At 41.8% G+C, this 25,902-nt stretch carries 21 protein-coding genes and 1 pseudogene; 21 read left to right on the top strand and 1 reads right to left on the bottom strand.

Annotation, left to right across the window (positions count from 1 at the left end; all coding sequences use genetic code 11):
- Nucleotides 1-20 precede the first annotated feature (20 nt).
- The 3 genes from ftsH (at nucleotide 21) to ACKGJO_RS01950 (ending at nucleotide 6,936) form a co-directional block, all read left to right on the top strand.
- The gene (ftsH, locus tag ACKGJO_RS01940; RefSeq protein WP_411321710.1) at nucleotides 21-2,138 is read left to right on the top strand and encodes an ATP-dependent zinc metalloprotease FtsH; all 2,118 of its coding nucleotides are present in this window, start codon (nucleotides 21-23) and stop codon (nucleotides 2,136-2,138) included.
- A 277-nt stretch (nucleotides 2,139-2,415) separates the two neighbouring features.
- Nucleotides 2,416-3,948 carry a hypothetical protein gene (locus ACKGJO_RS01945; RefSeq protein ID WP_411321711.1) on the top strand — a complete coding sequence of 511 codons (1,533 nt, stop codon included), beginning with the start codon at nucleotides 2,416-2,418 and terminating at the stop codon, nucleotides 3,946-3,948.
- A gap of 102 nt (nucleotides 3,949-4,050) precedes the next feature.
- Nucleotides 4,051-6,936, top strand: coding sequence for a TonB-dependent receptor (locus ACKGJO_RS01950; RefSeq protein ID WP_411321712.1), 2,886 nt, complete (start codon nucleotides 4,051-4,053; stop codon nucleotides 6,934-6,936).
- A gap of 106 nt (nucleotides 6,937-7,042) precedes the next feature.
- Here the strand turns inward: ACKGJO_RS01950 and ACKGJO_RS01955 are convergent, their stop codons facing one another.
- Nucleotides 7,043-8,119: a chemotaxis protein CheB gene (locus tag ACKGJO_RS01955; protein WP_411321713.1), complete on the bottom strand. Its 1,077-nt coding sequence runs from the start codon at nucleotides 8,117-8,119 to the stop codon at nucleotides 7,043-7,045.
- A gap of 105 nt (nucleotides 8,120-8,224) precedes the next feature.
- Between ACKGJO_RS01955 and ACKGJO_RS01960 the strand changes: the two genes are divergently transcribed.
- The 18 genes and pseudogenes from ACKGJO_RS01960 to ACKGJO_RS02045 all read left to right on the top strand — a co-directional run bounded on the left by ACKGJO_RS01960 (nucleotide 8,225) and on the right by ACKGJO_RS02045 (nucleotide 25,894).
- Entirely contained in the window at nucleotides 8,225-8,707 is a 483-nt protein-coding gene (locus tag ACKGJO_RS01960; RefSeq protein WP_411321714.1) for an NADH-quinone oxidoreductase subunit A, read from the top strand.
- Nucleotides 8,694-9,230, top strand: a complete 537-nt coding sequence (locus ACKGJO_RS01965) for an NADH-quinone oxidoreductase subunit B (protein ID WP_411323265.1) — start codon at nucleotides 8,694-8,696, stop codon at nucleotides 9,228-9,230. The genes ACKGJO_RS01960 and ACKGJO_RS01965 overlap by 14 nt, the downstream gene beginning before the upstream one ends.
- 2 nt (nucleotides 9,231-9,232) lie before the next feature.
- Nucleotides 9,233-9,721 (top strand): NADH-quinone oxidoreductase subunit C, encoded by a 489-nt coding sequence (locus ACKGJO_RS01970; protein WP_411321715.1) that lies wholly within the window; start codon nucleotides 9,233-9,235, stop codon nucleotides 9,719-9,721.
- A gap of 21 nt (nucleotides 9,722-9,742) precedes the next feature.
- Nucleotides 9,743-10,879: an NADH-quinone oxidoreductase subunit D gene (locus ACKGJO_RS01975; protein ID WP_458860085.1), complete on the top strand. Its 1,137-nt coding sequence runs from the start codon at nucleotides 9,743-9,745 to the stop codon at nucleotides 10,877-10,879.
- A gap of 88 nt (nucleotides 10,880-10,967) precedes the next feature.
- Nucleotides 10,968-11,996, top strand: a complete 1,029-nt coding sequence (gene nuoH, locus ACKGJO_RS01980) for an NADH-quinone oxidoreductase subunit NuoH (RefSeq protein ID WP_411321716.1) — start codon at nucleotides 10,968-10,970, stop codon at nucleotides 11,994-11,996.
- Nucleotides 11,997-12,015: 19 nt separating this feature from the next.
- Nucleotides 12,016-12,660, top strand: coding sequence for a NuoI/complex I 23 kDa subunit family protein (locus tag ACKGJO_RS01985; RefSeq protein WP_411321717.1), 645 nt, complete (start codon nucleotides 12,016-12,018; stop codon nucleotides 12,658-12,660).
- Nucleotides 12,661-12,662: 2 nt separating this feature from the next.
- Nucleotides 12,663-13,181, top strand: coding sequence for an NADH-quinone oxidoreductase subunit J family protein (locus tag ACKGJO_RS01990; protein ID WP_411321718.1), 519 nt, complete (start codon nucleotides 12,663-12,665; stop codon nucleotides 13,179-13,181).
- A gap of 11 nt (nucleotides 13,182-13,192) precedes the next feature.
- The gene (gene nuoK / locus ACKGJO_RS01995) at nucleotides 13,193-13,519 is read left to right on the top strand and encodes an NADH-quinone oxidoreductase subunit NuoK (protein ID WP_411323267.1); all 327 of its coding nucleotides are present in this window, start codon (nucleotides 13,193-13,195) and stop codon (nucleotides 13,517-13,519) included.
- 38 nt (nucleotides 13,520-13,557) lie between these two features.
- On the top strand, nucleotides 13,558-15,594 hold the full coding sequence (nuoL, locus tag ACKGJO_RS02000; protein WP_411321719.1) for an NADH-quinone oxidoreductase subunit L: 2,037 nt from the start codon (nucleotides 13,558-13,560) through the stop codon (nucleotides 15,592-15,594).
- Nucleotides 15,595-15,632: 38 nt separating this feature from the next.
- Nucleotides 15,633-17,219 carry a complex I subunit 4 family protein gene (locus ACKGJO_RS02005; RefSeq protein WP_411321720.1) on the top strand — a complete coding sequence of 529 codons (1,587 nt, stop codon included), beginning with the start codon at nucleotides 15,633-15,635 and terminating at the stop codon, nucleotides 17,217-17,219.
- A 74-nt stretch (nucleotides 17,220-17,293) separates the two neighbouring features.
- Nucleotides 17,294-18,784 carry an NADH-quinone oxidoreductase subunit N gene (locus ACKGJO_RS02010; protein ID WP_411321721.1) on the top strand — a complete coding sequence of 497 codons (1,491 nt, stop codon included), beginning with the start codon at nucleotides 17,294-17,296 and terminating at the stop codon, nucleotides 18,782-18,784.
- A 156-nt stretch (nucleotides 18,785-18,940) separates the two neighbouring features.
- Nucleotides 18,941-19,357, top strand: coding sequence for a hypothetical protein (locus ACKGJO_RS02015; protein WP_411321722.1), 417 nt, complete (start codon nucleotides 18,941-18,943; stop codon nucleotides 19,355-19,357).
- Nucleotides 19,358-19,521: 164 nt separating this feature from the next.
- Nucleotides 19,522-19,968: an RrF2 family transcriptional regulator gene (locus tag ACKGJO_RS02020; protein ID WP_411321723.1), complete on the top strand. Its 447-nt coding sequence runs from the start codon at nucleotides 19,522-19,524 to the stop codon at nucleotides 19,966-19,968.
- Between the two features lie 204 nt (nucleotides 19,969-20,172).
- Nucleotides 20,173-20,610 (top strand): RrF2 family transcriptional regulator, encoded by a 438-nt coding sequence (locus tag ACKGJO_RS02025; protein ID WP_411321724.1) that lies wholly within the window; start codon nucleotides 20,173-20,175, stop codon nucleotides 20,608-20,610.
- A 76-nt stretch (nucleotides 20,611-20,686) separates the two neighbouring features.
- Complete coding sequence (gene nifJ, locus ACKGJO_RS02030) at nucleotides 20,687-24,274, top strand: pyruvate:ferredoxin (flavodoxin) oxidoreductase (protein WP_411321725.1); 3,588 nt, start codon at nucleotides 20,687-20,689, stop codon at nucleotides 24,272-24,274.
- Nucleotides 24,275-24,376: 102 nt separating this feature from the next.
- Nucleotides 24,377-25,384, top strand: a complete 1,008-nt coding sequence (locus ACKGJO_RS02035) for a dihydroorotate dehydrogenase-like protein (protein ID WP_411321726.1) — start codon at nucleotides 24,377-24,379, stop codon at nucleotides 25,382-25,384.
- Between the two features lie 159 nt (nucleotides 25,385-25,543).
- Nucleotides 25,544-25,612, top strand: a pseudogene (locus tag ACKGJO_RS02040) (4Fe-4S binding protein); the annotation flags it as partial.
- Between the two features lie 27 nt (nucleotides 25,613-25,639).
- Nucleotides 25,640-25,894 (top strand): 4Fe-4S dicluster domain-containing protein, encoded by a 255-nt coding sequence (locus ACKGJO_RS02045; RefSeq protein WP_411323288.1) that lies wholly within the window; start codon nucleotides 25,640-25,642, stop codon nucleotides 25,892-25,894.
- Nucleotides 25,895-25,902: the final 8 nt, after the last annotated feature.

The raw sequence follows: 25,902 nt of genomic DNA on the forward strand, positions 1-25,902 counted from the left end.
ATTTCATAAGCTAATATTAAATGGCGCAAAATAATCCCAAAAAAAAGAAATCAATAAAACCGAACGGGAAAAAGGGTAGCGGTAAATCCCCAAAATTTCCTACTTGGAGTATTTTTGTATTATTCTTCGTGCTTTTACTGGCACAAGTTCTTTTCTTTCCGGCAGAACCCGGTAACCGTATCAAATACAGCGAGTTTCTCGAACAGGTGGAAAATGGTTATGTATCTGAGATTACCATCACAAATGGTGTTGACATCACAGGTACTTATTCTGATAAAGCACTTTCAGACGGTGTTATATCTCGACCTGATCAATCTGATAATAATAACCCTTTTGCCAGCAGTGGTACTGAACAGTTTAAAAAGTTCAGCACTACCATGCTCAGGAATGATGAAATCAGACCGATCCTTGAATCAAATAATGTCGAATTTGATGTTAGAATTGAAGAAGATTGGTTCAGTGGTATATTTTTCTGGTTAATACCGATCGCAGTACTGATCGTGATCTGGATATTCATCTTTAGAAAAATGAATCCCGGTCAACAAGTGCTTAATATAGGTAAGAATAAAGCATCTTTGTATGATCAGCAGACTGACACTAAGGTCACATTTGAAGATGTAGCCGGTTTACAGGAGGCTAAAGCTGAGGTTGAGGAAGTTGTAGAGTTTCTTAGCAATCCACAAAAATTCACCAAGCTTGGTGGAGTTCTACCCAAGGGTGTGCTACTTGTTGGACCACCCGGAACAGGAAAGACCCTTCTTGCGAAAGCCACAGCCGGTGAGGCTAGTGTTCCGTTCTTTAGTTTGAGTGGCTCTGATTTTGTTGAAATGTTTGTGGGTGTTGGTGCAGCTCGTGTACGTGACCTGTTCAAGCAGGCCAAAGAAAAGGCTCCGTGTATTATTTTCATTGATGAGATCGATTCTATTGGTAGGACTCGAGGTCGAGGTATGGCCATGGGATCTAACGATGAGCGTGAGAACACATTGAATCAGCTGTTAAGTGAGATGGATGGATTTAACTCAGATAAGGGTGTGATCCTGATGGCTGCAACTAACAGGCCCGATATTTTGGATTCTGCGTTACTTAGACCGGGTCGCTTTGATCGTCAGATCATGATCGACAAACCGGATCTTAACGGTCGTATTGAGATCCTTAAGGTGCACACTAAAAAACTTAAGCTTGGAGACGATATCGATCTTAGAGTTCTTGCCTCTCAAACTCCCGGTTTTGCCGGAGCTGACCTGGCTAACCTATGTAACGAGGCTGCACTATTGGCAGCTCGCCGTGAGAAGGAGAACATTAAGATGGAAGACTTTCAGGATTCTATCGAAAAAGTTATAGCTGGTCTTGAACGTAAGAATAAGTTAATTAGTCCCCAGGAACGTAAGATCGTGGCTTATCATGAAGCAGGTCATGCTATTGTAGGATGGTTCCTCGAGCACACGGATCCGGTTCTTAAGGTGAGTATTGTACCTCGTGGACTTGCTGCATTGGGTTATACCCTTCAAACTCCGCTTGAAGAACGATTCCTTATGACCACTGAAGAACTTGATGACAAAATATGTGCTTTACTTGGTGGGAGAGTAGCCGAGGAGATCATATTTGGTAGAATTTCAACCGGTGCTCAAAACGATCTGGAACGTATTACCAAAATGGCATTTGCCATGGTGGCAGAATACGGAATGAGTGAGAAACTGGGATATATTTCCCTTAAAGATTCTCAGAACGCTGAGAACAGCTATGGCTTCAATAAGAAGTATTCTGAATCCACTAGTCAACAGATCGATCAGGAAATACGCAGCATCATCGATAAAAATCATGATCGTACAATTGAACTGCTCAAAAAACACAAAAATGAGCTGGAAAAACTTGCCGAGACCCTGCTTGAAAAAGAGGTACTCGATCATCATGCATTAAGAGATCTATTGGGTGACCGCCCTCATGGGAAATATCCGGATGGAATCTTTGATAGAAGAGACTCTAAAAAATCAAAGAACGGTGTATCAAAAGATTCTACAGAGAACAGTGCCGCAGCTGAAAAAGAAGCCTCGGATGCTGAAATCATTAGCGAGGAGTCAACCCCTGATGATGATAAACCATCTTCCAAAGAAGAAAAGGAAAAAGAGGAAAAGGAATAAACCTTCTTAGAACAAAGAATTCAAAAAGGCGCTGAACACATCAGTGCCTTTTTTTTTATGCCCATCATCGAAATAGACTAGCGCTCGCCCTTCTTAACATTAGCGTAAAGTTCGGATAACTAAAGGATAATTCACGGGTAACATTGCATAAACGTGCGGCCTCTATTTTAGCTCCTGAAAACAGTACAGCAGTGAACAAGCTGATTCAAGGTTGTGAAATTTCAACTACTGATTCTGTTTGAAACTCAAAATCCAATATTCAAAAATACTAAAATCCATGAACTTCAAAGTTACATTAACTTACTTAGCCAGCTTTATGTTGGCATCATTACTACTTATTTCTTGTGGTGATGATAATTCAAGCGGAACTGAACAAACGGAAGCTCCAAGTGTGGAAGCACCTGCAGCATTAAGCGGAACTGTAGACGAGCCAGTTGAAATTACTTTCACAATTACTGCCAGTGCCGGGTATGCTTCTTCCAGTTTATCAGCTGAAAATGGTAATGCTACTATTATTTCAGAGCCATCAACAGGTGAAACCTCTGGTTCAGTTGTGGTCGAATTCACTCCAACAGCTATCGGTACCGGAACTGTCGATCTGATTATTACGGATGCCGACGGCTTGACAGAAGACGCTACTGCTATTATCAATATCAGTAATACTATTATTGTTACTGATAATATTACTTCAAATACTACTTGGAGAGACGGTAAGACCTACATTCTTGGTGGACGTATTGCAGTTGAAGCCGGTGCAACCCTTACTATTGAAGGTGGCGCAGTTGTTAAAGGCGAAGCCGGTACGGGCTCAAATGCGACCGCTCTTTTGGTGGCACGTGATGCAACACTGAATGCAAACGGTTCAGAGACAGCTCCGATCATCTTTACTTCAATAGCTGATGAGATCACTCCTGAAGACGTGGATGCGGGCAATTTTGCAAGTCCTAACCTTGATCCTGATATCAGTGGACTTTGGGGCGGTGTGATCGTATTAGGAAACGCTCCTATTTCCGCACAAAATGCAAATGGTGATGATGTAACTGAAGTTCAGATCGAAGGTATACCATCTTCAGATTCAAACGGACTATATGGTGGAAATGACGCTACTGACAGTTCAGGTTCAATCACTTACATATCCATTCGTCATGGAGGTTCAAACATCGGTGAAGGGAATGAGATCAATGGCCTGACTCTTGGTGGAGTTGGTAATGGTACAGTTGTAGAAAACATCGAAGTAGTTGCCAATCAGGATGATGGTGTTGAGTGGTTTGGCGGTACGGTTAACGTAACTAATGTACTGGTTTGGAATAGTGGTGATGACGCTATCGATACTGATCAGGCCTGGGCTGGAACTCTTGATAACGTAGTAATTGTAAGTGCATATGACTCTTCATTTGAGTTGGATGGCCCTGAAGGTAACTACACCGGGTCAGGTCACTCCATTACAAATGCAACAATATATCATAAAGGTAATGGAGCTGAGGAAATGATTGACGTAGATGATAATACTGACGTCAATATGTCAAACTTGCTATTCTTCGGTCTCGCTACCGATGAAAATGGAAATGCTGCCAACATCATTTCAAGTGATTACCCGGACTATGCAGCTAATACTAACGGCTATTCAATTACCAATATTGAAGCTGTGATTCCAAGCGGATTGACAGCGGCCGATTATTTCACTGGGGGACTTGATTCTGAAGTTACAGAAATAGCGGACATAAGCAGTGCCACTGTAGGTGCAGATGTCAGCGTATTTGGCTGGACCTGGGCAAATGTATCCGGTGCTCTGAGTAGTATAGGACTTTAAACATACACAGCTAGGTTATTTGCTTGCCCTTTTTGAAAGAAGGGCAAGCATTTTTATTAACACCCATTTTCCAAAAAAAAAATAAGATCAGCACTTATGAAAATGACAAAACAATTCCTTCCAATATTAATATTGGTCTGTAGTTTTTCAATTAACGCCTTCGCTCAAAAAGGAACACTAAGAGGAACTATAATTGACGATGAAACAGCCGAACCTATTTTCGGTGCAACTATATACATACAAAGTACAGGAACCGGTACTACTTCCGATTTTGACGGAAAATTTGAATTACAACTTGATCCCGGTGAGTACACACTGCGAATCTCATATATATCCTACCAAACTATAGAAATTGAAGACGTTGAGATAGATGAAGGAGAAGTGACCAATCTTGCGAATATTCGCTTGAATCCCGCTATTACTGAGTTAGACAATGTAGTGGTTACTTCGCAGAGGGTCACTATTTCTGAGGCAGCTATCATGACGGCCAAGATGAATTCAGCAAATGTGATCGATGGTATCTCGGCTGAGGCCTTTTCCAAGATCGGTGTTTCTGATGCAGCCGAAGCTCTAAAAAATGTGACCGGGGTGTCTGTTGAAGGCGGTAAATATGTTTATGTAAGGGGACTGGGCGATCGCTACACCCAAACCATGCTAAATTCTGTCGAGATCCCAAGCCTGGATCCGGATCGTAACAGTTTGCAGATCGATATCTTTCCGACCAATCTGATCAACAATATGGTGATCACCAAAACTGCCGTGGCAGAAATGCCGGCTAACTTTACCGGTGGTATCGTGGATATCGAAACGATCGATTTCCCCGAGGAACCGATCTATGATTTTTCACTGAGTTTCGAATACAATCCTGATATGCATTTCAATAGCAACTTCCTGACCTATGATGGTAGCAGTACTGACATTTTTGGGTTCGACAGTGGAACCCGGGAACTGCCGGGTGGAACAGATAATAATGACATTCCCACACCAATAAGTGGCAATTCAAGTCAGGAAGTATTTGACTATGTCAGCAGTTTTGATCCAACGCTTGGCCCTTATTCGGCAACTAACTTTGCAAATTACAGTGCCAGCTTAACACTTGGTAATCAATACAATGTATTTAATGATAAGAAGCTGGGTTATATCATGTCTCTTACCTATAAGAGTGCATCCAACCACTACAATAATTATCAGCTTGGAGAATATCAGAACCAACCCGATCCGGCTACCTATGATCTGATCTACGCCACAAGACAAAACGGTACTTTATCAGAGAAAAATGTTCTTTTAGGCGGACTTACAGGCGTCGCGTTCAAGACGGATAACTCAAAGTACAAGCTTACAGCTATGCATCTTCAAAACGGAGAAAGCACAGCCGGTAACTTCTTTATTGATAATAGTGAATCTGCACCCGGTCAATCCGGTTACACGGCCGATTCCTACAATCTGGAGTACGGTCAAAGAAGCATTACCAATTTTTTACTTAATGGGGTGAATTATTTTGACAACACCAATTGGGAAGTGAACTGGAGATCTGCGGTAACACTCTCGTCTATGACTGACCCGGATATTCGCAAAACAGCCTATACGATTTCAGTTACGGGTGCTGCCCCTCGTTTCAATGCCGGAGCCGGAGGTTTCCCAAGCCGCATCTGGAGGTATATGGACGAGGTGAACTTTGCAAATCGCTTAGATATTACACGTGATTATGATCTCTTCGACCTGCCGGCAAAGCTCAAGTTTGGGGGCAGTTATGTATATAAAGAGCGAGATTTCGAAATTCTTTCATTCAACTTGCAGTTCTTTGGGTCACAACCAGATTTTGATGGTAACCCTTCTGAAATTCTTGTGGATGAAAACTTATATGGTGGGGGTGGTAACATTTATTACCAATCCGGAAACCCGGATCCGAATCCAAACGCGTACAATTCCAACGTAGTGAACTATGCCGGTTACGTTTCCAATGAATTTAATCCATTTGAAAAGCTGAAGGTCTATGTTGGTCTTCGTGCCGAACAATACACTCTGCGACATACAGGTCGTGATGCCTTGTTTGCACAAGGTGGTACGGGTAACAACCTGGATAACGAAAAGGTATTGGATGGTTTGGATCTATTTCCATCAGCAAACCTGAGTTTTGAACTTGGAAAGGATCAAAATCTGAGATTTGCTTATTCCAGAACCATTGCTCGTCCTTCATTCAAGGAAATGTCGTTTGCTCAGATATTGGATCCGGTATCAGATCGTATCTTTAATGGTGGTCTATTTTCAATAGGAGAGTGGGATGGAAATCTGAGAGAGACTCACATCAACAATGTAGACATGCGCTGGGAAAAATACATGGGTATGAATGAAATGATCTCAGCCAGTTTATTCTACAAAACGTTTCAAGATCCCATTGAGCTGGTTAGAATACAGGTTCAACAAACATCCAGTGAGTTCCAACCCCGTAATGTTGGAGACGGTCAGGTTTACGGTGCTGAACTTGAACTGCGAAAATCCTTGGGTTTTATATCTGAATCAATCCGCCATTTTGGGCTCAGCACCAATGTGACTTTGGTCAGGTCTGAGATCGACATGACCGAGCAGGAATTCAGAGCCCGTAAGAACAGTGAAAAGGATGGTCAGAATGTGGTTGATACACGTGATATGGCCGGTCAGGCACCCTACATTATCAATGCAGGATTCACCTATGATAATTTAGATAAGGGATTGGATGCCGGTTTTTATTACAATGTGAAAGGAGAGACGCTGACAGCCGTAGGTGGTGGGCTTTTTCCGGATGTGTATTCAGAGCCCTTTCACAGTCTTAATTTCAACATGAATAAAAGCTTTGGTATAGATGGTAAGTCCTCTCTAAGTTTCAGTATCACTAATATTCTTGACGATAGCAGAGAAGAATTTTATCAGGGTTTTAATACCTCCGACCAGGTCTTTAGTAGCTATAACGAACATCGTAGTGTAAGTATCGGATATAAGTACTCCTTTTGATCTGATCTAATTATTACGTCAAATATACGTCTCACGTCACCGTGAGGTGTGCTGATCAAGGAGAGCTCCGGGGAACCGGGGTTCTCTTTTTTTATAGATTAGCATTTTAAATAATACGCTGGCTTATTTCCTGACTTAGCCGTTCAAGAGGGTATGAGCCATCTCCAATTCCATGGGCTCCCACTTTCCAGGAAATATCTGAAAGAAGAGAAGTACGTTCATTCTGAATGATGATCTGTCCACCCACAATATCTATTACTTTAGCGCCCTCAATTCCATCGTTTCCACCGCCTGATAAGTAGACAGTTAATGCATTTTTACCAAATTGGCGGGCTGTAGATTTCAGTAAGACATCGATCGATGGGCGAAAGCCTTCAACTTTAGGTCCGTGGTTTAGAGAAATATAATTACTACCATTCTTTTTCTTGGTTTGGATGTGATAATCGCCGGGTGCAAGATATACCCACCCCGCCTGCATCTCTTCTCCGTCTTCTGCTTCCTTTACCTGAAGGGCGGTATATTGATTTAGATCAGCTGCCAGCTCTTTGCTATAGTCTTCAACCATATGCTGAACTACCAATATGGGAACAGGCAGGTTAGCCGGAAAACTGGATAGCAATAAATATAAAGGTGCAATACCTCCGAGGCATCCCGCCAAGACCAAAACATCCATTTTACTCAGCGAATTTTCGAAGAAATCGGCGGGAATCTGTTTCATCTTTTTGATGGAAGTATCAACAAATTGCTGTGTCACTAATACTGACCTGTTTAACCTTGGAGCCACTTTAATTACAGGAATAACTCGTTTTTTGAAGAAATCCTCAGTGAGTATGGAACCACTCAATTTTGAAGTTTTAGGAAAGAATTCAACAGCTCCGTTTTTCAAAGCTTTTATGGCTGTAGCCGCACCTTCTCTACTGTGCGGTGTAAGTACCAGTATAGGAAGGCTGGAATGATGTTTTCTGATGTATTTAAAAAGCTTCATCTGCTCAGAATCTCTTTCATCAATTCCCACCAACAAGACATCGGGTTCAGATTCTTTTAAATGCTTTTTAATTTCATCAGGATCTTCAAAATTAAATAAGGCTTCCAGTTTTATTCCCTGACTCTTATTTACGGCCGATTTAATTCTATCTTGGACGGTTGTACTGTTTTCAAGAAGGATAAGATCTATTGTTTTCATGGCTTAAAACGTTTGTTGAAAACTTTGAAATAATGATACAAATAATTTTGGATAAATAGGTATAAATATCATAATTTATCTTCAACCATTTAATGATGTAAGCCAATGATTTCAAACTTTGGGTATATTTTACTCTTTATTGTAACAGGATCCATCTTTGTTGGAGTAGCCTTATTTGCAGCCCGTTTGCTACGCCCAAATCGCCCAAATGACGTTAAATTGATGACATATGAATGCGGAGAAATACCATTTGGGGATGCTCGCATTCAATTCAACAACCGATTTTATATCATTGGTTTGATGTTTCTCATCTTTGAAGTCGAAATATTGTTGCTTTTTCCGTGGGCTGTGGTGTTCAAGGAAATCGGATTTTTTGCCTTTAGTGTAATGTTTGTTTTCGTATTCCTGATTTTTATCGGGTTCATTTATGAGCTCGGAAAAGGTGAGTTGCAATGGGATGTGCCTAAGCCACGTGTACCGGAATACAAAGACGGTGTTGGAGTTATTGAATTTGAAGGAGAAAGCATTGAAACGGTCATTCAATCCAAAAAGCAGGATAAAGGAAGAGTTAAATATGGGAATGCTTGACAAAAAATATCATGACAGTAATATCATTATTGTCAATTTGGAAAGTGCATTAAACTGGGCCAGAAAGAATTCACTTTGGTATGAACAATTTGGTTTGGCATGTTGTGCTATTGAAATGATGGCAACAGCAGCCTCTCGCTATGATTTTGACCGTTTTGGGATCATACCGCGCTCTTCTCCCCGTCAAGCTGATGTAATGATTGTTGCAGGCACTGTTACCATGAAAATGGCATCCCGGATCAAGAGGTTATACGAGCAAATGGCTGAACCTCGCTATGTAATAAGCATGGGCTCCTGTTCCAATTGTGGAGGCCCGTATTGGGAACATGGTTACCATGTTTTAAAGGGTGTTGATAAGGTAGTGCCTGTTGATGTGTACGTTCCTGGTTGTCCGCCTCGTCCCGAAGCTCTTCTTGAAGGATTTATTAAACTGCAGGAAAAGATCACCGGCGAGACGATCATCGAGAAGAAAGATGAAAAAGTGGAAGTAACGGAAGTAAAGAACAATCCTGAAACAGCCTGAATATGATGAAAGAACCAAAAGAAATATTCGAGTATCTGATCCAGGAGTTCGGTGAAGAGGGCCTTAGTTTTGAAACAGGTGATGTCGGGGAGCCATGGATTGAAATTCCGGCCGAGAGTGTCATTCAAATAATGAAATTCTTGCGGGATGATCCCGGGTTGCAATTCAATGTATTAATGTGTCTCAGCGGAGTACACTATGATTCGGAAGAAGCTTTGGGAGTTACCTATCATATTAATTCCACGATTAACAGTTCAAAATTGGCTCTGAAAGTTAAAGTACCGGAAGAAGATGCGATTGTTCCATCAGTGGAATCGATTTGGAAAACAGCTAACTGGCACGAACGCGAAGCCTATGATATGGTTGGCATCAGATTCAAGGACCATCCTAATCTAAAGCGGATACTCACGGCTGAAGATTGGGAAGGCTACCCTCTGCGAAAAGATTATGTTCAACAAGAATTTTATCAGGGAATTCCAACCGGGGAGTAGATTGCGTATATGAATGATATCTTGAATATAACGACCAATGAAGCGGGAAAACGGGAGATGACCATTAACATGGGCCCTCAACATCCGTCAACGCACGGGGTGTTACGCCTTGAGTTGGTGTTGGACGGTGAGATCATCACTGATGTTCGCCCAAATATCGGATATCTGCACCGATGCTTTGAAAAATATGCAGAAAAAGTAGGCGATTACAGCAAAGTAATACCTTATACCGACCGTATGGATTATGTGTCGGCTATGAATCAGGAACATGGTTATGTGACAGCTATGGAGCGCATGTTGGAAATTGAAGTTCCTGAACGTGTGGAATATATTCGGGTGATCATGGCTGAAATGCAGCGAATTGCGAGTCATTTACTTGGAATAGGAGCCTTTGGTCTCGATCTGGGAGCATTTACTCCATTCCTGTATTTGTTTACTGAAAGGGAAAAGATCCTCAATATTTTTGAGAAAGCAAGCGGTGCCCGTTTGTTGTACAACTATATGACGGTTGGCGGGCTGATGCGTGATGTACCAAAAGATTTTAAAATGGATGTGGCCGATTTTGTCAAAACATTCCGTCCTAAAATTAAGGAGCTGAACGACCTGTTATCTTACAATAAGATCTTTATTCAAAGAACAGCAGATGTGGGAGTTTTACCTGAAAAGGTTGCCTTTAACTATGCAGCATCCGGTCCTGTATTGAGAGGTTCCGGAGTGAAGTGGGACCTGCGCAAGAACGACCCATACTCGATTTATGACCGTTTCGACTTCGAAATACCGGTCGGAAGTGGTGAAATGGGGACCCTGGGTGACAGTTGGGATCGATACATTGTTCGCGTGCGTGAGCTTGAACAAAGCCTGCGTATTATAGAACAAGCCCTTGATGGCATGCCAGATGAAGGCGATGTTACTGAAGCTGCACCAAAAAGGATACGGCCAAAAGCAGGGGAGATGTACGTTCGTACGGAAACGCCCCGGGGAGAACTAGGTTATTACATTATCAGTGATAATAAGGGTGCCCCATATCGAGTAAAAGCACGGGCCCCAAGTTTTGTTCACCTGAGTATGTTACGGGCTATTTCAAAAGGGCATTTGATTGCAGATATGATAGCTATTGTTGGAAGTATTGATATTGTATTAGGCGAAGTGGATCGGTAGTTAATCATGCCGAAAAAATCATACACAAAAATAATGAAAACAACTTATTGCTTTCAAAAATTGGATATAAATATCTAAAACTATAATAATGAGCGAACTTTTTGGAAATATCGGAGCTACCTCAGCCATTTTGGTCCATGCTTTAATACCGCTTACCATTATTCTTGTGTATGCACTCGCAGCTATTTGGGGAGAGCGAAAAATTGCTGGATTCATACAAGATCGTTTAGGCCCACATCGCGTTGGTGGATGGCATGGTTGGGCGCAGTCTATTGCCGATTTACTGAAGCTGCTGCAAAAAGAGGATATTGTTCCTGCCAATGCCAGCCGATTTTTATTCAAATTTGCCCCTTTCATGATGTTCGCTGCTTCCTATGCTGCCTTTGCTGTTATTCCATTCAGCAGCGGTTATATCGGAAGCATGATCAATATTGGGGTATTCTATCTGCTCGCAGTAACCTCATTGCTCACCATAAGTGTGATAATGGGGGGGTGGGCATCCAACAACAAATGGTCACTAATCGGTTCTATGCGAAGTGCCGCACAAATGGTCAGCTATGAAGTGCCTACAATAGCCAGCGTGCTAACGGTAGTGATCGTTGCAGGCTCACTCAATTTAATGACAGTAACTGAACTTCAGTCAGGAAACGATATTTTAGGCTTTCTGCCGAATTGGCTGATTTTACAGAATCCTTTTCTGATTATTACTTTTATCATCTTTTTTATTTCCATTCTAGCCGAAGCACACCGTGTACCTTTTGATCTCCCTGAATCTGAGTCTGAACTGGTTGCAGGATATCAAACCGAATACTCCGGTATGCGATGGGCCATGTTCATGCTGGCTGAATACGCCGATATGCTGCTTCTTTCCCTGTTGGGAGCCACGCTCTTTTTTGGAGGTTGGAATAGTCCGTTTGGAGAGTTCATGGCCGGTCCGATTTGGGGATTCTTTTGGTTCATGGCTAAAGGATTGTTCCTTGTAATTATAATGATGTGGATACGCTGGACTTTACCGCGTTACCGTGTCGATCAGCTTATGCATATTTGCTGGGGAATTTTGATACCGGCTTCATTCATAAATCTCATACTGGTAGCCCTATGGGAAGTAATATTTTAAATAACCGGAGTTTGTAGTCATGGACAATGTAGTAAAAGAAGGTTGGATGACATTCAAATCCATTTTTACTGGAATGGGGGTTACACTAAGGCATTTATTCGGCCCAACTGTGACTGAATTATATCCGGAGGAAAAAGTTGAACTCCCGGCGGGAGCACGAGCAAAGTTGTACGTGAACATTGATGATTGTATTGGATGTAATTTATGTGCCAGGGCCTGCCCGGTCAATTGTATACATATTGAAACGGTTCAGGCTACTTCTGATGTAGATCTTGGAAAAACATCAACCGGGAATCCAAAACGATTTTGGCTTGCACAATTTGATATAGATATGGCCAAGTGTATGTATTGCGATCTATGTACACAGCCGTGCCCAACCGATTGTATCTACATGGTGCCGGAATATGAATATTCTGATTACGATCGCTCTAACCTTCTTTTGAATTTCAGTGATCTCACTCCCGAAAAGGTAGAGGAAGTTAAGCAAGCAGCTGAAGAGGAAGCTGCAGCCAAAAAGCGCGAGCGAGAGGAAAAAAAGCGTCAGAAAGAAGAGGCTAAAAAGAAGAAAGAAGCTGAAGAAGCCAAAAAACAACAGGAATCCGAAAATAAAGCGGATGACGTATCTAATGAAGATGCATCCGACTCTACAAAAGAGGAAGAATAACCATGGAACTGACCACCATTCTTTTTTATCTCTTTTCATTTATCAGCATTGCCTCAGCTGCTATTATGGTGTTTTCTAAGAATATTGTGCATTCGGCTTTTGCTCTGATGTTTACGCTGGTTGGAGTAGCAGCGCTGTACGTTTTGCTGTATGCTGATTTCTTGGCAGCTACTCAACTACTGGTGTATGTGGGCGGTATTCTCATCCTGTTTTTATTTGGTTTGATGCTGACCTCACAGGGAAGAGATCTGGATTTTAAAAGCATCACGGTAAATCTGCTGCCGGCATCCATACTTTCTGCAGCAGCTGCCATCTTGCTGATATATGCTTTTGGCACAGCTGACTGGGGCATTATTTCACCTAATGAACACAGCGATACCGTACACGGATTAGGAATGATGCTAATGAGCGATTACGTGTTACCCTTCATTATTGCCGGTGTATTGCTGCTAATTGCGATAATTGGAGCCATTATGATGGCCACCCGATTATCCTCAAGACTTAAAAAAGAATCGAACTAATTATGGAAACAATGATGATGCAAGTGATTGCGGAGCCTGGTTTAACTCATTTTTTAGTTGTTAGTGCCATACTGTTTGGACTGGGATTGATGGCCATACTTTCAAAACGAAACGTAATTATGGTGCTGATGGGGGTAGAGCTGATACTGAATTCAGCCAATATTAACCTGATAGCCTTCAGTCGTTTTACGGAACTCTCGCTGGAAGGCCACATGATCGGTTTATTTGTGATAATTATAGCCGCAGCGGAAGCAGCAGTTGCTTTGGCAATAGTACTGAATATTTACAATAGGTTTAATTCAATCAACCTCGATGATATTAACCTGATGAAAGGGTAACCCAACCGAAAATGAAATAATCATACAGAGAATATCTCATGTTCACACAACTATCCATAACTATCCTTCTTTTACCCTTATTAGGATTTCTGCTACTGATTTTTTTCGGTAAAAGATTGCCCCGTCAAGGTGACTGGCTGGGTTCAGGACTGGTCTCGATCTCTTTTTTACTTTCGTTATATTTGCTCATTACAAAGATCACGGCTCATGCCCATGAGGTTTTTACTTTCACATTCTCCTGGGCTGTGGTTGGTTCAATGAATGTGGAATTCGGGATTTTATTCGATAATCTGACAGCCGTGATGCTGGTTGTGGTTACACTGGTAAGTACTTTGGTGCATTTCTTCTCAATGGGGTACATGAAGGATGATGTGCGTTACTCCCGTTATTATGCTTATCTGGGATTTTTCTCCTTTTCCATGCTTGGCATTGTGATCACAGATAATCTGCTGCTGATGTATGTGTTCTGGGAATTGGTCGGGTTGAGTTCATACCTGTTGATCGGACATTATTATGAGAAAAAAACCGCTTCAAATGCTGCTAATAAAGCATTTATAGTAAATCGGGTCGGAGATTTTGGAATGTTTCTTGGAATTATGATCCTGTTCGTAAATTTCTCAACCTTCACCTTTGAATCAATATTTGCAAGTATTTCAGCCGGTCAGCTTCCTTTTGGAAGTGAAGGCTGGATGACCGCAGCCGGCATCCTGATCTTCTGTGGAGCAGTGGGTAAATCTGCTCAGTTTCCGCTGCATGTGTGGTTACCCGATGCGATGGAAGGACCGACTCCGGTCAGCGCTTTGATCCACGCCGCAACGATGGTGGCTGCGGGGGTATATCTGGTAGCACGTGTTTTCCCAATGCTTACTGCAGATGCTCTTATGGTGATTGCGTATATAGGAGCGATCACAGCCTTGATTGCGGCAACCATAGCTATTACCCAATATGATATCAAAAAAGTATTGGCGTATTCCACTATAAGTCAGCTTGGTTACATGATCATGGCCTTGGGTGTAGGGGCCTATACAGCAGGTTTTATGCACTTGGTCACACATGCAGCTTTTAAAGCAGGATTATTCCTCGGCTCAGGAAGTGTGATCTATGCGATGCATAAGGTACTTCATGATCAAAATGACCATCATACCGATGCACAGGATATCCGGAATATGGGGGGACTGAAAAGCAAAATGCCCGTCACTTACTGGACCTTCCTTATTTTTACACTGGCTATCTCCGGAATACCTCTTACGTCAGGCTTTCTCAGTAAAGATGAAATTTTAGCAGGAAGCTGGGCTTTCAGTTCCCTGAACGGACATTGGATCCTTCCGGTAGTTGGGTTTGCGGTAGCCGGACTCACAGCATTTTATATGTTCCGTCTACTCATTCTCACATTTCATGGCAAACCTGCTGATGAATCTCGCTTTGAGGCCATAAAGGAATCACCGGCTGTTATGACCATTCCATTGATGGTATTGGCAACGTTGTCATTATTTGTCTTCTACAGTTTTAATCCTTTTGGTGCGGCCAGTGGCTGGTTTTTTAACGCTATTGAGCGACCAATGAGTATGGTCCCGGAACTGTTGCAACCGGCAAGCAACGCAGTATTTCATGATGCCCTTCATCATGTACACACCCCTGCAATGATATTATCTATTCTGATTGCTCTCGGTGGTATAGGTTTTGCATTTACGGTTTACCAATGGAAAAAAATCAATCCTGAATCATTGGCTCAAAAAGCCGGATTCTTATACAAAGGTGCTTTCAATAAATGGTATTTCGATGAAATGTATGACAAGGTTTTTGTAAATGGACTTCACATGCTTACAAGAATCAGTAAGTGGTTTGATGAGAATATTATTGACAGAATTGTCAATGGATCGGCGGTTGTCGTACGTGGACTGGCAACAATAAGCGGATGGATAGATCAGAATATTGTTGATGGCCTGGTCAATGCAACGGCTGAAACTGCAAATAGAGCAGGTGGATTACTTAGCAAAATTCAGACGGGGAAGGTGCAAACATACCTCGTTTACGTGGTATTCAGTTTTCTGGTGCTCTTTATCCTGTTTATGTAATTAAAAAGAATATGAAAACTATAACAGAACGGTAAACTATGGAACTTCAAATATTAGGCATCGGTATTCTAACTTGGCTCGTTTTTCTCCCGATTTTAGGCATGCTTATAGTGTTGCTTCTTCCTGACAAAAACCGGGATGCCATACGCTGGACAGCCCTAGTAGCAACCGGATTGCAGTTGGTACTGGCAGGAATAGTGTTTTTCCTGTTTGATCGAACGAAAACCGGAATCAATGAAGCGGATAGTTTTCAGTTTGTGGAGCAATTTAGCTGGATAACCGTAGATGCCGTCCCATGGGTAGGGCGCATTGAAATCTCATATTTTATGGGAATTGACGGTCTGAGTGTTCTCATGGTGATACTCACCTCACTAATTGGTCTTATTGGTGTCATTTCATCATGGAACATCGATAAGATGGTGAAAGGCTACTTTGCCTTGTATCTGTTATTGGTTACCGGAATGATGGGGGTATTTGTTTCTCTGGATTTTTTCCTCTTCTTCATATTCTGGGAAGTGATGCTGTTGCCTATGTACTTTCTTATAGGTTTGTGGGGTGGCCCCAGGCGCGAATATGCGGCCATTAAATTCTTTATCTATACCTTTGTGGGCGGCATATTGATGCTCATCACCATGCTGGCACTATATTTCAGTGTGGCATATACCGATCCGGCTACCGGTGAAACCATCCATACCTTTAATATTTTACATATGATGAACCCGGACAACTTTGTGGATGGAAGTTTACTGTCCGGTGTTGATACTACCTGGCGCTACGTAGCGTGGATGGCACTGTTTATTAACTTTGCGATCAAGATCCCCTTATTTCCATTTCACACTTGGCTGCCCGATGCCCATGTTGAAGCACCTACACCAATAAGTGTGATCTTAGCGGGTGTATTACTGAAGCTTGGAACCTATGGGATTCTTCGAATTAACTTTCCAATATTCCCGGATGCCACTGTTTACTTTGTGTACTTCATGGCAGCCCTTGGAGCTATCAGTATTATTTATGGAGCATTATGTGCCATGGCACAGGACGATTTCAAGAAACTCATAGCTTATTCTTCAATTTCCCACATGGGAATTGTGGTACTCGGGATAGCCGCTCTGAATAGTCAGGGTATGGTTGGGGGTGTTCTGCAGATGTTCAACCATGGTATTATTACAGCCGTGCTTTTCCTTGCAGTGGGCGTTTTGTATGATCGTACCCATACCCGTGGCTTATACGACTTTGGCGGAATTGCCAATCAAATGCCAAAATATACGGCAATTGCCATGATAGGTATGTTTGCCGCTCTTGGCTTACCGGGCCTCAATGGATTTGTGAGTGAACTGTTCTCATTCCTTGGAGCCTTTGCTGCCTATAAATGGATAACCATGATTGCCGTAACCGGGATCATTATTACAGCCGGGTATATTCTATGGACCGTGCAGCGCATTTTCCTTGGTGAAACTCCTGAGAAGCTTACTGATCTGAAGGACCTGACCGTTCGGGAAGTTATAGCTTTTGTACCCCTCATTATACTGATCATTGTGCTTGGTATATATCCATCACCGGTAATTGAACTAATGAACAGTTCATTGAGTCACTTGGTGGAAATTGTAAACGCAGGAGGATTCTGAAACCATGTGGCCATTTAATTCAGCCATAAATACCAAACCTGAAAACGGCAACAAACACATTCTCAGTTACCGATATGATTGAACATACATTACATAGTTTAAGTCAGTTTCTTCCTGAGATCGTTATAGTGATCACATTATGTGTGATCATTGTGGCTGATTTGGTAACCAAAAAAGACCGAAATATCACCGGATACTTGTTTTTAGGTGGTTTGGTTGTTTCAGGCTTCTTAGTACTGCAACAAATCGGATTGAATGAGTTATTCTTCTATGATATGGTTGTGGTTGATCCGTTTGCGGTTTATTTCAAAGTAATGATAGTACTGACCGGTATATTAATCACATTCTTCTCGCTTCAAAGCAGAGAACTAGCCGATTATAGATCTCGTATTGGTGAATTTTATATGCTGCTATCCGGGATGATCCTGGGGATGATGTTGATGGTTAGTTCAACTAATATCCTGATGATGTATCTGGCTTTTGAACTCACAAGCATAAGTTCTTATGTGCTGGTAGGTTTTACCAAAAAAATACCGATATCAGCTGAAGCATCTATGAAGTATATAGTCTATGGATCGGTTTCTTCAGGAGTGATGCTATATGGCTTAAGTCTGCTAATTGGACTCACCGGAGGAACTGATATTTTTGTGGTGAATGAAGCCCTGTCTGCAGGTGTCTCAAATCCGTTGATACTAAATATTTCCATTTTGATGATTTTGGTTGGTATGGGTTTTAAAATTGCTGTTGTCCCCTTCCACTTTTGGGCTCCAGACGTATATGAAGGTGCTCCCATTTCTATAGCGGCTATCTTAGCAGTGGCTTCAAAAATCGCTGCTTTTGGGCTTTTGCTACGTTTCTTTACGGTATCATTTTCAGATCCCAATGGAATGCTTGGAGAAGGCATATGGCAGATGATCGAAGGCGTACAGTGGACATGGATAGTGTCTACAATGGCTGCACTCGCTATGATTGTAGGTAATTTGACCGCTTTAAAACAAGATAATATCAAACGAATGCTGGCCTACTCAAGTATCGCGCATGCCGGCTACTTGCTGATGGGAGTGGTAATGCTGGCTGAGGAGGGTATTGCCTCCATTATGATCTATCTGTTTATCTATATTTTCATGAATCTTGGTGCATTCTATGTAGCTATGCTCTTTTCAAATAAACTGGAAACCGAGTCTATTGAGCAGTACAAGGGGTTGGGTTTCAGAGCACCGCTGGAAAGTGTGGGTATGACTATCTTTTTGATCGCGCTCACAGGAATTCCACCAACAGGTGGGTTTGTAGCTAAGCTCTATATTTTTGGAGCAGCTGTAAGTGGGGGGTGGTTCTGGCTGGTTGCAATTGCCGGTATCACTACAGTGATCTCACTGTTTTATTACATCCGTGTGGTACGCAATTTGTTTTTTTACAGACCCTCTAAAGAGACGTCGCCAATTAGTTTCAGTATAGGAGCAAAGGTATTTCTATTTGTATTGCTGATTCCAACTATTTTGCTAGGCATTTACTTTGAACCATTGTTGAGTTTTGCCAAAGAATCAGTTCAAATGTTCGGTATGTAGGGATTTAATAAAAGTATCGTGTTAACTATCAGATCTGTCAGTTTAGGGACCTGATCCAGTGACTTCATAATGAGATCTTTTGAAGTTAAGAGAGAAATCAGTTAACCGAAATGATTTGGTTGCCTGATGATAACAGTTAAAAAAATCCACAATGCTATGAAAAACTTAAAGATTGAAGAACTTTTTCAGGAAGCTGAAAAAGACTTCCACCGTTCAAAGAAAGAACTATATCGTCCTATGGAGGATGTTGTAACCTACACTGCTTGTGTAAGCTCACGCCGAGCTTTATATAAATACCTGTTGGGTTTATCATTGATACATGCCAAAGAGAATAATGAGTCTATTGATGACAATAATACCATTGAAAAACTCATTAAATATAACAGTAAATACAGCGACGAGTTAAATAACATCGATTTCTCAGCACTGAATTGCAGGTGTGAAGATATGTCGGAACAGGAAGAAGAGCAGCTGTATTGTGCCAGTGTTGACAAAGTAAACTATTGTTCGAATCTGTCGGAAAGTGTTCGAAATATTTTAATTGAAAAAGAACCATCATTGTTGAAGAATTAATGGGAAATTCAGCGTGATAATTTTATTCGAACCATGATATTAGTGGAGGGTAGGGAGAATTAAAATGTTTCAGGAATTAGAAAAGGACTTTTCTATCTTAGAAAGTGTTCTAGATTCAGGAAAAGTTATTAGAACTTCAAAATTTTTAAAATAGTTTAACCAATATGTTTTCAACATCCTGCCACTATGGCCTGCAATCGATGCTTTACATTGCCATGTATTCCTCTCCAGACAAAAATGTAGGATTAACCGAAATTGCAGACAAACAGGAGATACCAAAGCATTTTTTAAGCAAGATATTACAAGAACTTGTCAAGCATGGGCTGCTCGAATCAACGAAGGGCCCCAATGGCGGTTTTAGGCTAAGTAGAAAGCAAGAAGATATTGCCTTAATAGAGGTTATTGAGGCTATTGACGGGTTGGGAGTTTTTACCAAATGTGGAATTGGATTCAAAAAATGCAGTGATGACCATCCTTGTCCTATTCACCACGAATACAAAAAGGTGCGTGAAAAGATCCATGAATTGTTTAGAGACAAAACGCTTAAAGAACTGACAGAAGATGTTGAGCTTGGTGAGAGTATAATAAATATGCAAAAAATTCCTGAATGACACTTTCATATCAGGCTACGGTCTGTTAAAGGGCATCACTGAACCGGAATAATTTAGATTTTCACTAAATTAGCTAATTATGTTGTAGAGGTAGACCAATTTGATTAAATTATATTTAGAGTTTTATATCTAAAAATCTTTAATTATTAATATATGTTGAAGCTCTTTTGTTGATACCACAAATAATCTTATAAACTCACTGATATGTTTTCGGCATCCTGTCATTATGGACTTCAGGCAATGTTCTATATCGCCTCTCATTCAACAGAGGAGAAGAACATCAGTTTGAATGAAATAGCCAGTGAAAAGGATATACCCCAGCATTTTTTAAGTAAAATTTTACAGCTGCTAGTAAAGCATAAATTGCTCATCTCAATGAAGGGACCGAATGGAGGATTCCATTTAAGCAAGGCTCCAAAAGAAATAACCCTGATTGAAATTGTAGAGGCGATAGACGGACTGGATATTTTTGATCAGTGTGGTATAGGTTTTAGAGAATGTAATGAAGAGGACCCTTGCCCGATTCACACGGACTACAGCAGGATCAGGGATCATGTGAAGCTTTTGTTTGAAACCAAAACCCTGGAAGCCTTAACAGAAGATGTGCTTAATGGTCAAAGCCTCATAAAATTCACAAAATGATGAGTATATATTTTGCAAACAGAATTAATATTGAAGATGAAATTATCGATCAAACAATCCCCGGAGGATATTCATTATGTCTAACAAAAAATTAACCATTGATGCGAATGAAGCTACTGCCTATGTAGCCCATAATTTGAGTGAGGTAATAGCGATTTATCCAATTACGCCTGCCTCGCCAATGGGGGAATGGTCGGATGAATGGACAATGGGTGGCAGAAAGAATATCTGGGGAACCGTTCCTGAGGTTATTGAACTCCAAAGTGAGGGAGGAGCTGCCGGTACCTTGCATGGTGCATTACAATCAGGTGCCATGGCATCTACTTTCACGGCTTCTCAGGGTTTATTGCTGATGATTCCCAATTTGTTCAAAATCGCGGGTGAGTTGACACCGGCTGTAGTACATGTTGCTTCCCGCTCAGTAGCCACACATGCATTATCTATTTTTGGAGACCATAGCGATACCATGGCTGCCCGTATGACCGGCATGGGAATGTTAAGCTCGAACAGCGTGCAGGAGGCTATGGACATGGCACTGATAGCTCATGCGGCCACGCTCGAATCCCGTATTCCATTTATTCACTTTTTTGATGGATTCAGAACCTCACACGAAGTACAGAAAATAGAGCAGATCCCGGTTGAGGTGATGAAACAAATGATTGATGATCAGTGGATCATTGACCACCGAAACCGAGCACTTACTCCCGACCGGCCGGTTTTACGGGGTACCGCACAGAATCCTGATGTTTTCTTTCAGGCTCGTGAATCAGTGAACTCTTTCTACAATGCCTGTCCGGAAATTGTTCAGAACACTATGGACAAATTTGCAGAACTTGTGGGCAGAGAGTACAAACTTTTTGAATACCACGGGGCAGAAGATGCCGAACGGGTTATTATTTTGATGGGTTCAGGAGCCGAGACCGCTCATGAGACTGTAGATAAACTGAACGCTGAAGGCGAAAAAGTTGGACTTGTAAAAGTCCGCTTATTCCGCCCGTTTAGCATGAACCATCTGATCCAATCTCTTCCTGAAAGTGTTAACGCTCTTGCTGTGCTGGATAGAACAAAAGAACCCGGAAGTACAGGGGAGCCGTTATATAATGATGTACTTGCAGCAGTTCATGAGAATAGGGTGGAAGATTGGAAAGATTTTGGCGGCGAGCTCAAGGTAACAAACGGCCGCTTTGGTCTGTCATCAAAAGAATTCACTCCGCCGATGATTGCCCGAATATTTGATGAACTAAAAGAAGATAAACCGAAAAAACACTTCACCATTGGTATTCATGATGATATCACAAATACTAGCTTAGACTTCTCAAACGAAGGCTGGGATCCTGATGAAGATGTATTTGAAGGCTTGTTTTATGGATTGGGCGCTGATGGTACGGTTAGTGCAAATAAAAACTCTATCAAGATCATTGGTGATAATACTGATAACTATGCACAGGGTTATTTTGTATATGATTCCAAGAAATCAGGAGCTACCACCGTATCTCATCTGCGTTTCGGGCCTAAACCTATTCGATCAGCTTATTTGATTGACAAAGCGAAGTTTGTGGCATGTCATCAATTCCAGTTTCTGAACCGTCTGGATATGCTAAAACATGCTCGCCCCGGCGCTACTTTCTTATTGAATGCTCCATACGGCCCGGATGAAGTATGGAATAATATTCCTGAAAAAGTACAACAACAGATAATTGATAAAGATCTCAAATTCTACAGTATTGATGCTTACAAAGTAGCCCGTGAAAATGGTATGGGAAATCGTATCAATACCGTTATGCAGACTTGCTTCTTTGCTATCTCGGATATCCTTCCTAAAGAAAAAGCTATCCTGCTTATCAAGGATGCGATCAAGAAAGCATATGGGAACAAAGGGGAAAAAATACTGCAAAGCAATTACGCGGCGGTTGATAACTCTGTAGAAAACCTGTTTGAAGTTGAGGTGCCGGGCAAAGCAGGATCGGAAATCGAGATGCGTCCCGCGGTACCGAGCGAAGCTCCGGATTATGTTCAAAAAGTAATTGCTGAAATTATATCCGGAAACGGAGATAGTCTTCCTTCGAGTGCATTTGCACCTGATGGCACATTCCCGACCGGCACAACAAAGTGGGAAAAAAGAAATATAGCCCAGGAAATTCCGGTACTTGATCCAGATATATGTATTCAATGTGGAAAATGTGCGATGGTTTGTCCGCATGCTGTAATCCGAATGAAAGCTTATGATGGAGAGTGGCTCAACGAAGCCCCGGAAACCTTCAAGTCTATGGATGCCCGTGGACGAGAATGGCCGGACAATACCAAAATAAGTATTCAGGTATCACCTGAGGATTGCACAGGTTGCGAATTATGTGTTGAAGTATGTCCTGCCAAGGACCGTACGCAAGTGGGGCATAAAGCACTTAACATGGAGGCCATTGAATCACTTGTAGAACAGGAGGCTGAAAACTGGGATTATTTCCTCGAGATTCCTGAGTACAAGCGTGAAGACCTCAAAACTGAAACGGTTAAAGGAGCTCAATTCCTTCAGCCACTATTCGAGTTCTCAGGCGCTTGTGCCGGTTGTGGTGAAACACCGTATATCAAACTCATTACACAATTGTATGGTGATCGAATGGTCATCGCAAATGCAACAGGTTGCTCTTCTATTTACGGCGGTAACCTTCCGTCTACACCTTATTCAAAAAATAGTGAAGGGTTGGGGCCGGCATGGTCTAACTCTTTGTTTGAGGATAATGCAGAATTTGGCCTTGGTTTCAGGTTAACCATAGACAAGCAAGAGCAGCAAGCCCGTGAATTGCTCACGAGTATGAATGGAGCCGTGGATGCTGAGCTAAAAGAAGAAATTCTGAAAGCTGATCAGACTACAGAGCCGGGTATATTTGAACAGCGAGAACGCATTGCCAAGCTCAAGGAAATTCTTAAGAAGTCAGATTCCGGCGAAGCGAAAATGCTCGACAGTATTGCCGATTACCTGGTACGCAAAAGCGTTTGGATATTCGGTGGAGACGGATGGGCCTACGATATCGGCTATGGTGGTCTTGATCATGTAATTGCGAGTGGCCGGGATGTCAATATTCTGGTAATGGATACAGAGGTGTATTCAAACACGGGTGGCCAATGTTCAAAAGCTACACCGCTGGGAGCAGTTGCAAAGTTTGCTTCAGCAGGTAAGCGTGAGGGTAAAAAAGATCTTGGCTTAATGTCTATCAGCAGTGGAAACGGACAGGCTTATGTGGCACGGATAGCAATGGGTGCAAGTGATATGCAGACCATGAAGGCTATTATCGAAGCTGAGCGTTACCCCGGACCATCAATTATCATTGCCTATAGCCACTGTATCGCGCATGGTTATGATATGAAGAATGGACTGAAGCAACAGAAACTGGCTGTGGACTCAGGTTACTGGCCACTATTCAGGTTTGATCCGACCAAAACAAAAGAAGGTAAAAATCCTTTCCAACTGGATTCTAAACCTCCTAAGATTGGATTGAAAGATTACGCATATAACGAAATGCGCTATCTGATGCTGGCTAAATCCAAACCTAAGTTAGCTAAAGAACTCATGACTGAAGCTCAAAAACAGGTCCATGAGCAATGGAATGTTTATGAGAAGATGGAAAAAGTATATGAACCGGAAGCTGATGAAGAACCGGAAGATTAATGGTGTTAAGGATGCAATTAGCGGGTTAATACCTGCTAATTGCTTTGTCTTTCAATACTTGAATTCACTAAAATTTATTTAACGGGCTAATTTTTAAACATTATGAACTTAGAAACAAAATATCTCGGATTATCTTTAAAAAACCCACTTGTTCCATCAGCTTCTCCACTTTCCAGCGATGTTGATAACGTAAAGCAAATGGAGGATGCCGGTGCTTCGGCAGTGGTGATGTATTCTCTGTTTGAGGAGCAAATCAACGCAGAAAATCAGGCTTTGGATCATTACATGAATACTGCCAATGAAAGTTATGCAGAAGCGCTGAGCTACTTTCCTGAACCCGAGGAATACCATAATCTACACGCCGAAGATTATATCGAGCAAATTGCCACCCTCAAGAATGCCGTGGACATACCGGTCATTGCCAGTATCAATGGTGTTTCCAAGGGGGGATGGATGTCTTATGCTGAGCGAATGCAGGAAGCCGGAGCCGATGCCATTGAATTAAATATCTATTACATCGCCGGAGATCCCGAAATGACCTCAGCCAGTGTAGAGCAGATGTATATTGATGACCTTAAGGCAGTAAAGGAATCTGTTGATATTCCTGTTGCTGTAAAGTTGGGACCTTATTTCAGTTCATTTGGAAATATGGCTAAGCGCCTCGAAGATGCTGGCGCAGACGGTTTGGTTTTGTTTAATCGTTTCTATCAGCCTGATATTGATCTGGAATTATTGGATGTCGAGCCCAGTCTGGAACTCAGCAGTACTTTTGAAAAAAGACTTCCGCTTCGATGGATCGCAATGCTGCGTCCACACCTGGAATGCAGTCTTGCTGCTACGACAGGTATTCACACCGCGAAAGATGTCATTAAAATGGTGCTAGCCGGTGCCGATGTTGCTATGATGGCATCTGTATTATTATATAGCGGACCAAAAGTACTCACTACCATGCTTAGTGATATGGAGCAGTGGATGGAAGAAAAAGAATACACCTCACTGGAGGAGATGAAAGGAGCTATGAGTTCAGCATCGGTTGGAGATCCTAGTGCTTTTGAGCGTGCTAACTATATCAAAGCGTTACAGGGATTTAACGTAGATGAGCTTAAATAAAACGCAATCTATATCGATTCTAAATATTGTGGTTAGCAGTGCCGAAAATTGTGAGTCATAATTGTTTTATCTATTTTAAAGTAGAGTTTTTTGTCTAAATATCTAAAATAGATACAGATCATTAACTTTTTACCTAAAATTTAAACCAAATTTAAGACCATGGCAGTACTAATAACCGACACATGCATCAATTGCGGAGCTTGCGAACCAGAATGTCCTAACCAGGCTATCTACGAACCAGGAGCAGAATGGTCAATGGCTGAAGGTACCAACCTTTCAGGCAGTGTTACTCTTCTGAACGGAGAAGAAGTGGAAGCTGATGAAATGCAGGATCCAATATCAGATGAATTCTACTTTATCGTCGCAGATAAATGCACCGAGTGTAAAGGGTTCCATGATGAAGAACAGTGTATATCATTCTGTCCTGTGCCTGATTGTATAATAATAGATCCGGAACATGAAGAATCTGAAGATGTACTGCTTGAGAGAAAAGAACTTCTGCACGGATAAAGTTTTAG

The sequence above is a fragment of the Gracilimonas qinghaiensis genome (assembly GCF_046602855.1).
In the GTDB taxonomy this organism is placed as follows: domain Bacteria; phylum Bacteroidota; class Rhodothermia; order Balneolales; family Balneolaceae; genus Gracilimonas.

What these genes read in the sequence shown, in the direction of transcription:
- ACKGJO_RS01945 (WP_411321711.1), top strand. Translation starts at nt 2,416, where the DNA reads ATGAACTTCAAAGTTACATTAACTTACTTAGCCAGCTTTATGTTGGCA.
- ACKGJO_RS01965 (WP_411323265.1), top strand. Translation starts at nt 8,694, where the DNA reads ATGGGAATGCTTGACAAAAAATATCATGACAGTAATATCATTATTGTC.
- ACKGJO_RS02025 (WP_411321724.1), top strand. Translation starts at nt 20,173, where the DNA reads ATGTTTTCGGCATCCTGTCATTATGGACTTCAGGCAATGTTCTATATC.
- ACKGJO_RS02005 (WP_411321720.1), top strand. Translation starts at nt 15,633, where the DNA reads ATGGAACTTCAAATATTAGGCATCGGTATTCTAACTTGGCTCGTTTTT.
- ACKGJO_RS02020 (WP_411321723.1), top strand. Translation starts at nt 19,522, where the DNA reads ATGTTTTCAACATCCTGCCACTATGGCCTGCAATCGATGCTTTACATT.
- ACKGJO_RS01950 (WP_411321712.1), top strand. Translation starts at nt 4,051, where the DNA reads ATGACAAAACAATTCCTTCCAATATTAATATTGGTCTGTAGTTTTTCA.
- ACKGJO_RS01960 (WP_411321714.1), top strand. Translation starts at nt 8,225, where the DNA reads ATGATTTCAAACTTTGGGTATATTTTACTCTTTATTGTAACAGGATCC.
- nuoL (WP_411321719.1), top strand. Translation starts at nt 13,558, where the DNA reads ATGTTCACACAACTATCCATAACTATCCTTCTTTTACCCTTATTAGGA.
- nifJ (WP_411321725.1), top strand. Translation starts at nt 20,687, where the DNA reads ATGTCTAACAAAAAATTAACCATTGATGCGAATGAAGCTACTGCCTAT.
- ACKGJO_RS02035 (WP_411321726.1), top strand. Translation starts at nt 24,377, where the DNA reads ATGAACTTAGAAACAAAATATCTCGGATTATCTTTAAAAAACCCACTT.
- nuoH (WP_411321716.1), top strand. Translation starts at nt 10,968, where the DNA reads ATGAGCGAACTTTTTGGAAATATCGGAGCTACCTCAGCCATTTTGGTC.
- nuoK (WP_411323267.1), top strand. Translation starts at nt 13,193, where the DNA reads ATGATGATGCAAGTGATTGCGGAGCCTGGTTTAACTCATTTTTTAGTT.
- ACKGJO_RS01985 (WP_411321717.1), top strand. Translation starts at nt 12,016, where the DNA reads ATGGACAATGTAGTAAAAGAAGGTTGGATGACATTCAAATCCATTTTT.
- ACKGJO_RS02010 (WP_411321721.1), top strand. Translation starts at nt 17,294, where the DNA reads ATGATTGAACATACATTACATAGTTTAAGTCAGTTTCTTCCTGAGATC.
- ACKGJO_RS01990 (WP_411321718.1), top strand. Translation starts at nt 12,663, where the DNA reads ATGGAACTGACCACCATTCTTTTTTATCTCTTTTCATTTATCAGCATT.
- ftsH (WP_411321710.1), top strand. Translation starts at nt 21, where the DNA reads ATGGCGCAAAATAATCCCAAAAAAAAGAAATCAATAAAACCGAACGGG.
- ACKGJO_RS01970 (WP_411321715.1), top strand. Translation starts at nt 9,233, where the DNA reads ATGATGAAAGAACCAAAAGAAATATTCGAGTATCTGATCCAGGAGTTC.
- ACKGJO_RS02045 (WP_411323288.1), top strand. Translation starts at nt 25,640, where the DNA reads ATGGCTGAAGGTACCAACCTTTCAGGCAGTGTTACTCTTCTGAACGGA.
- ACKGJO_RS02015 (WP_411321722.1), top strand. Translation starts at nt 18,941, where the DNA reads ATGAAAAACTTAAAGATTGAAGAACTTTTTCAGGAAGCTGAAAAAGAC.
- ACKGJO_RS01955 (WP_411321713.1), bottom strand. Translation starts at nt 8,119, where the DNA reads ATGAAAACAATAGATCTTATCCTTCTTGAAAACAGTACAACCGTCCAA.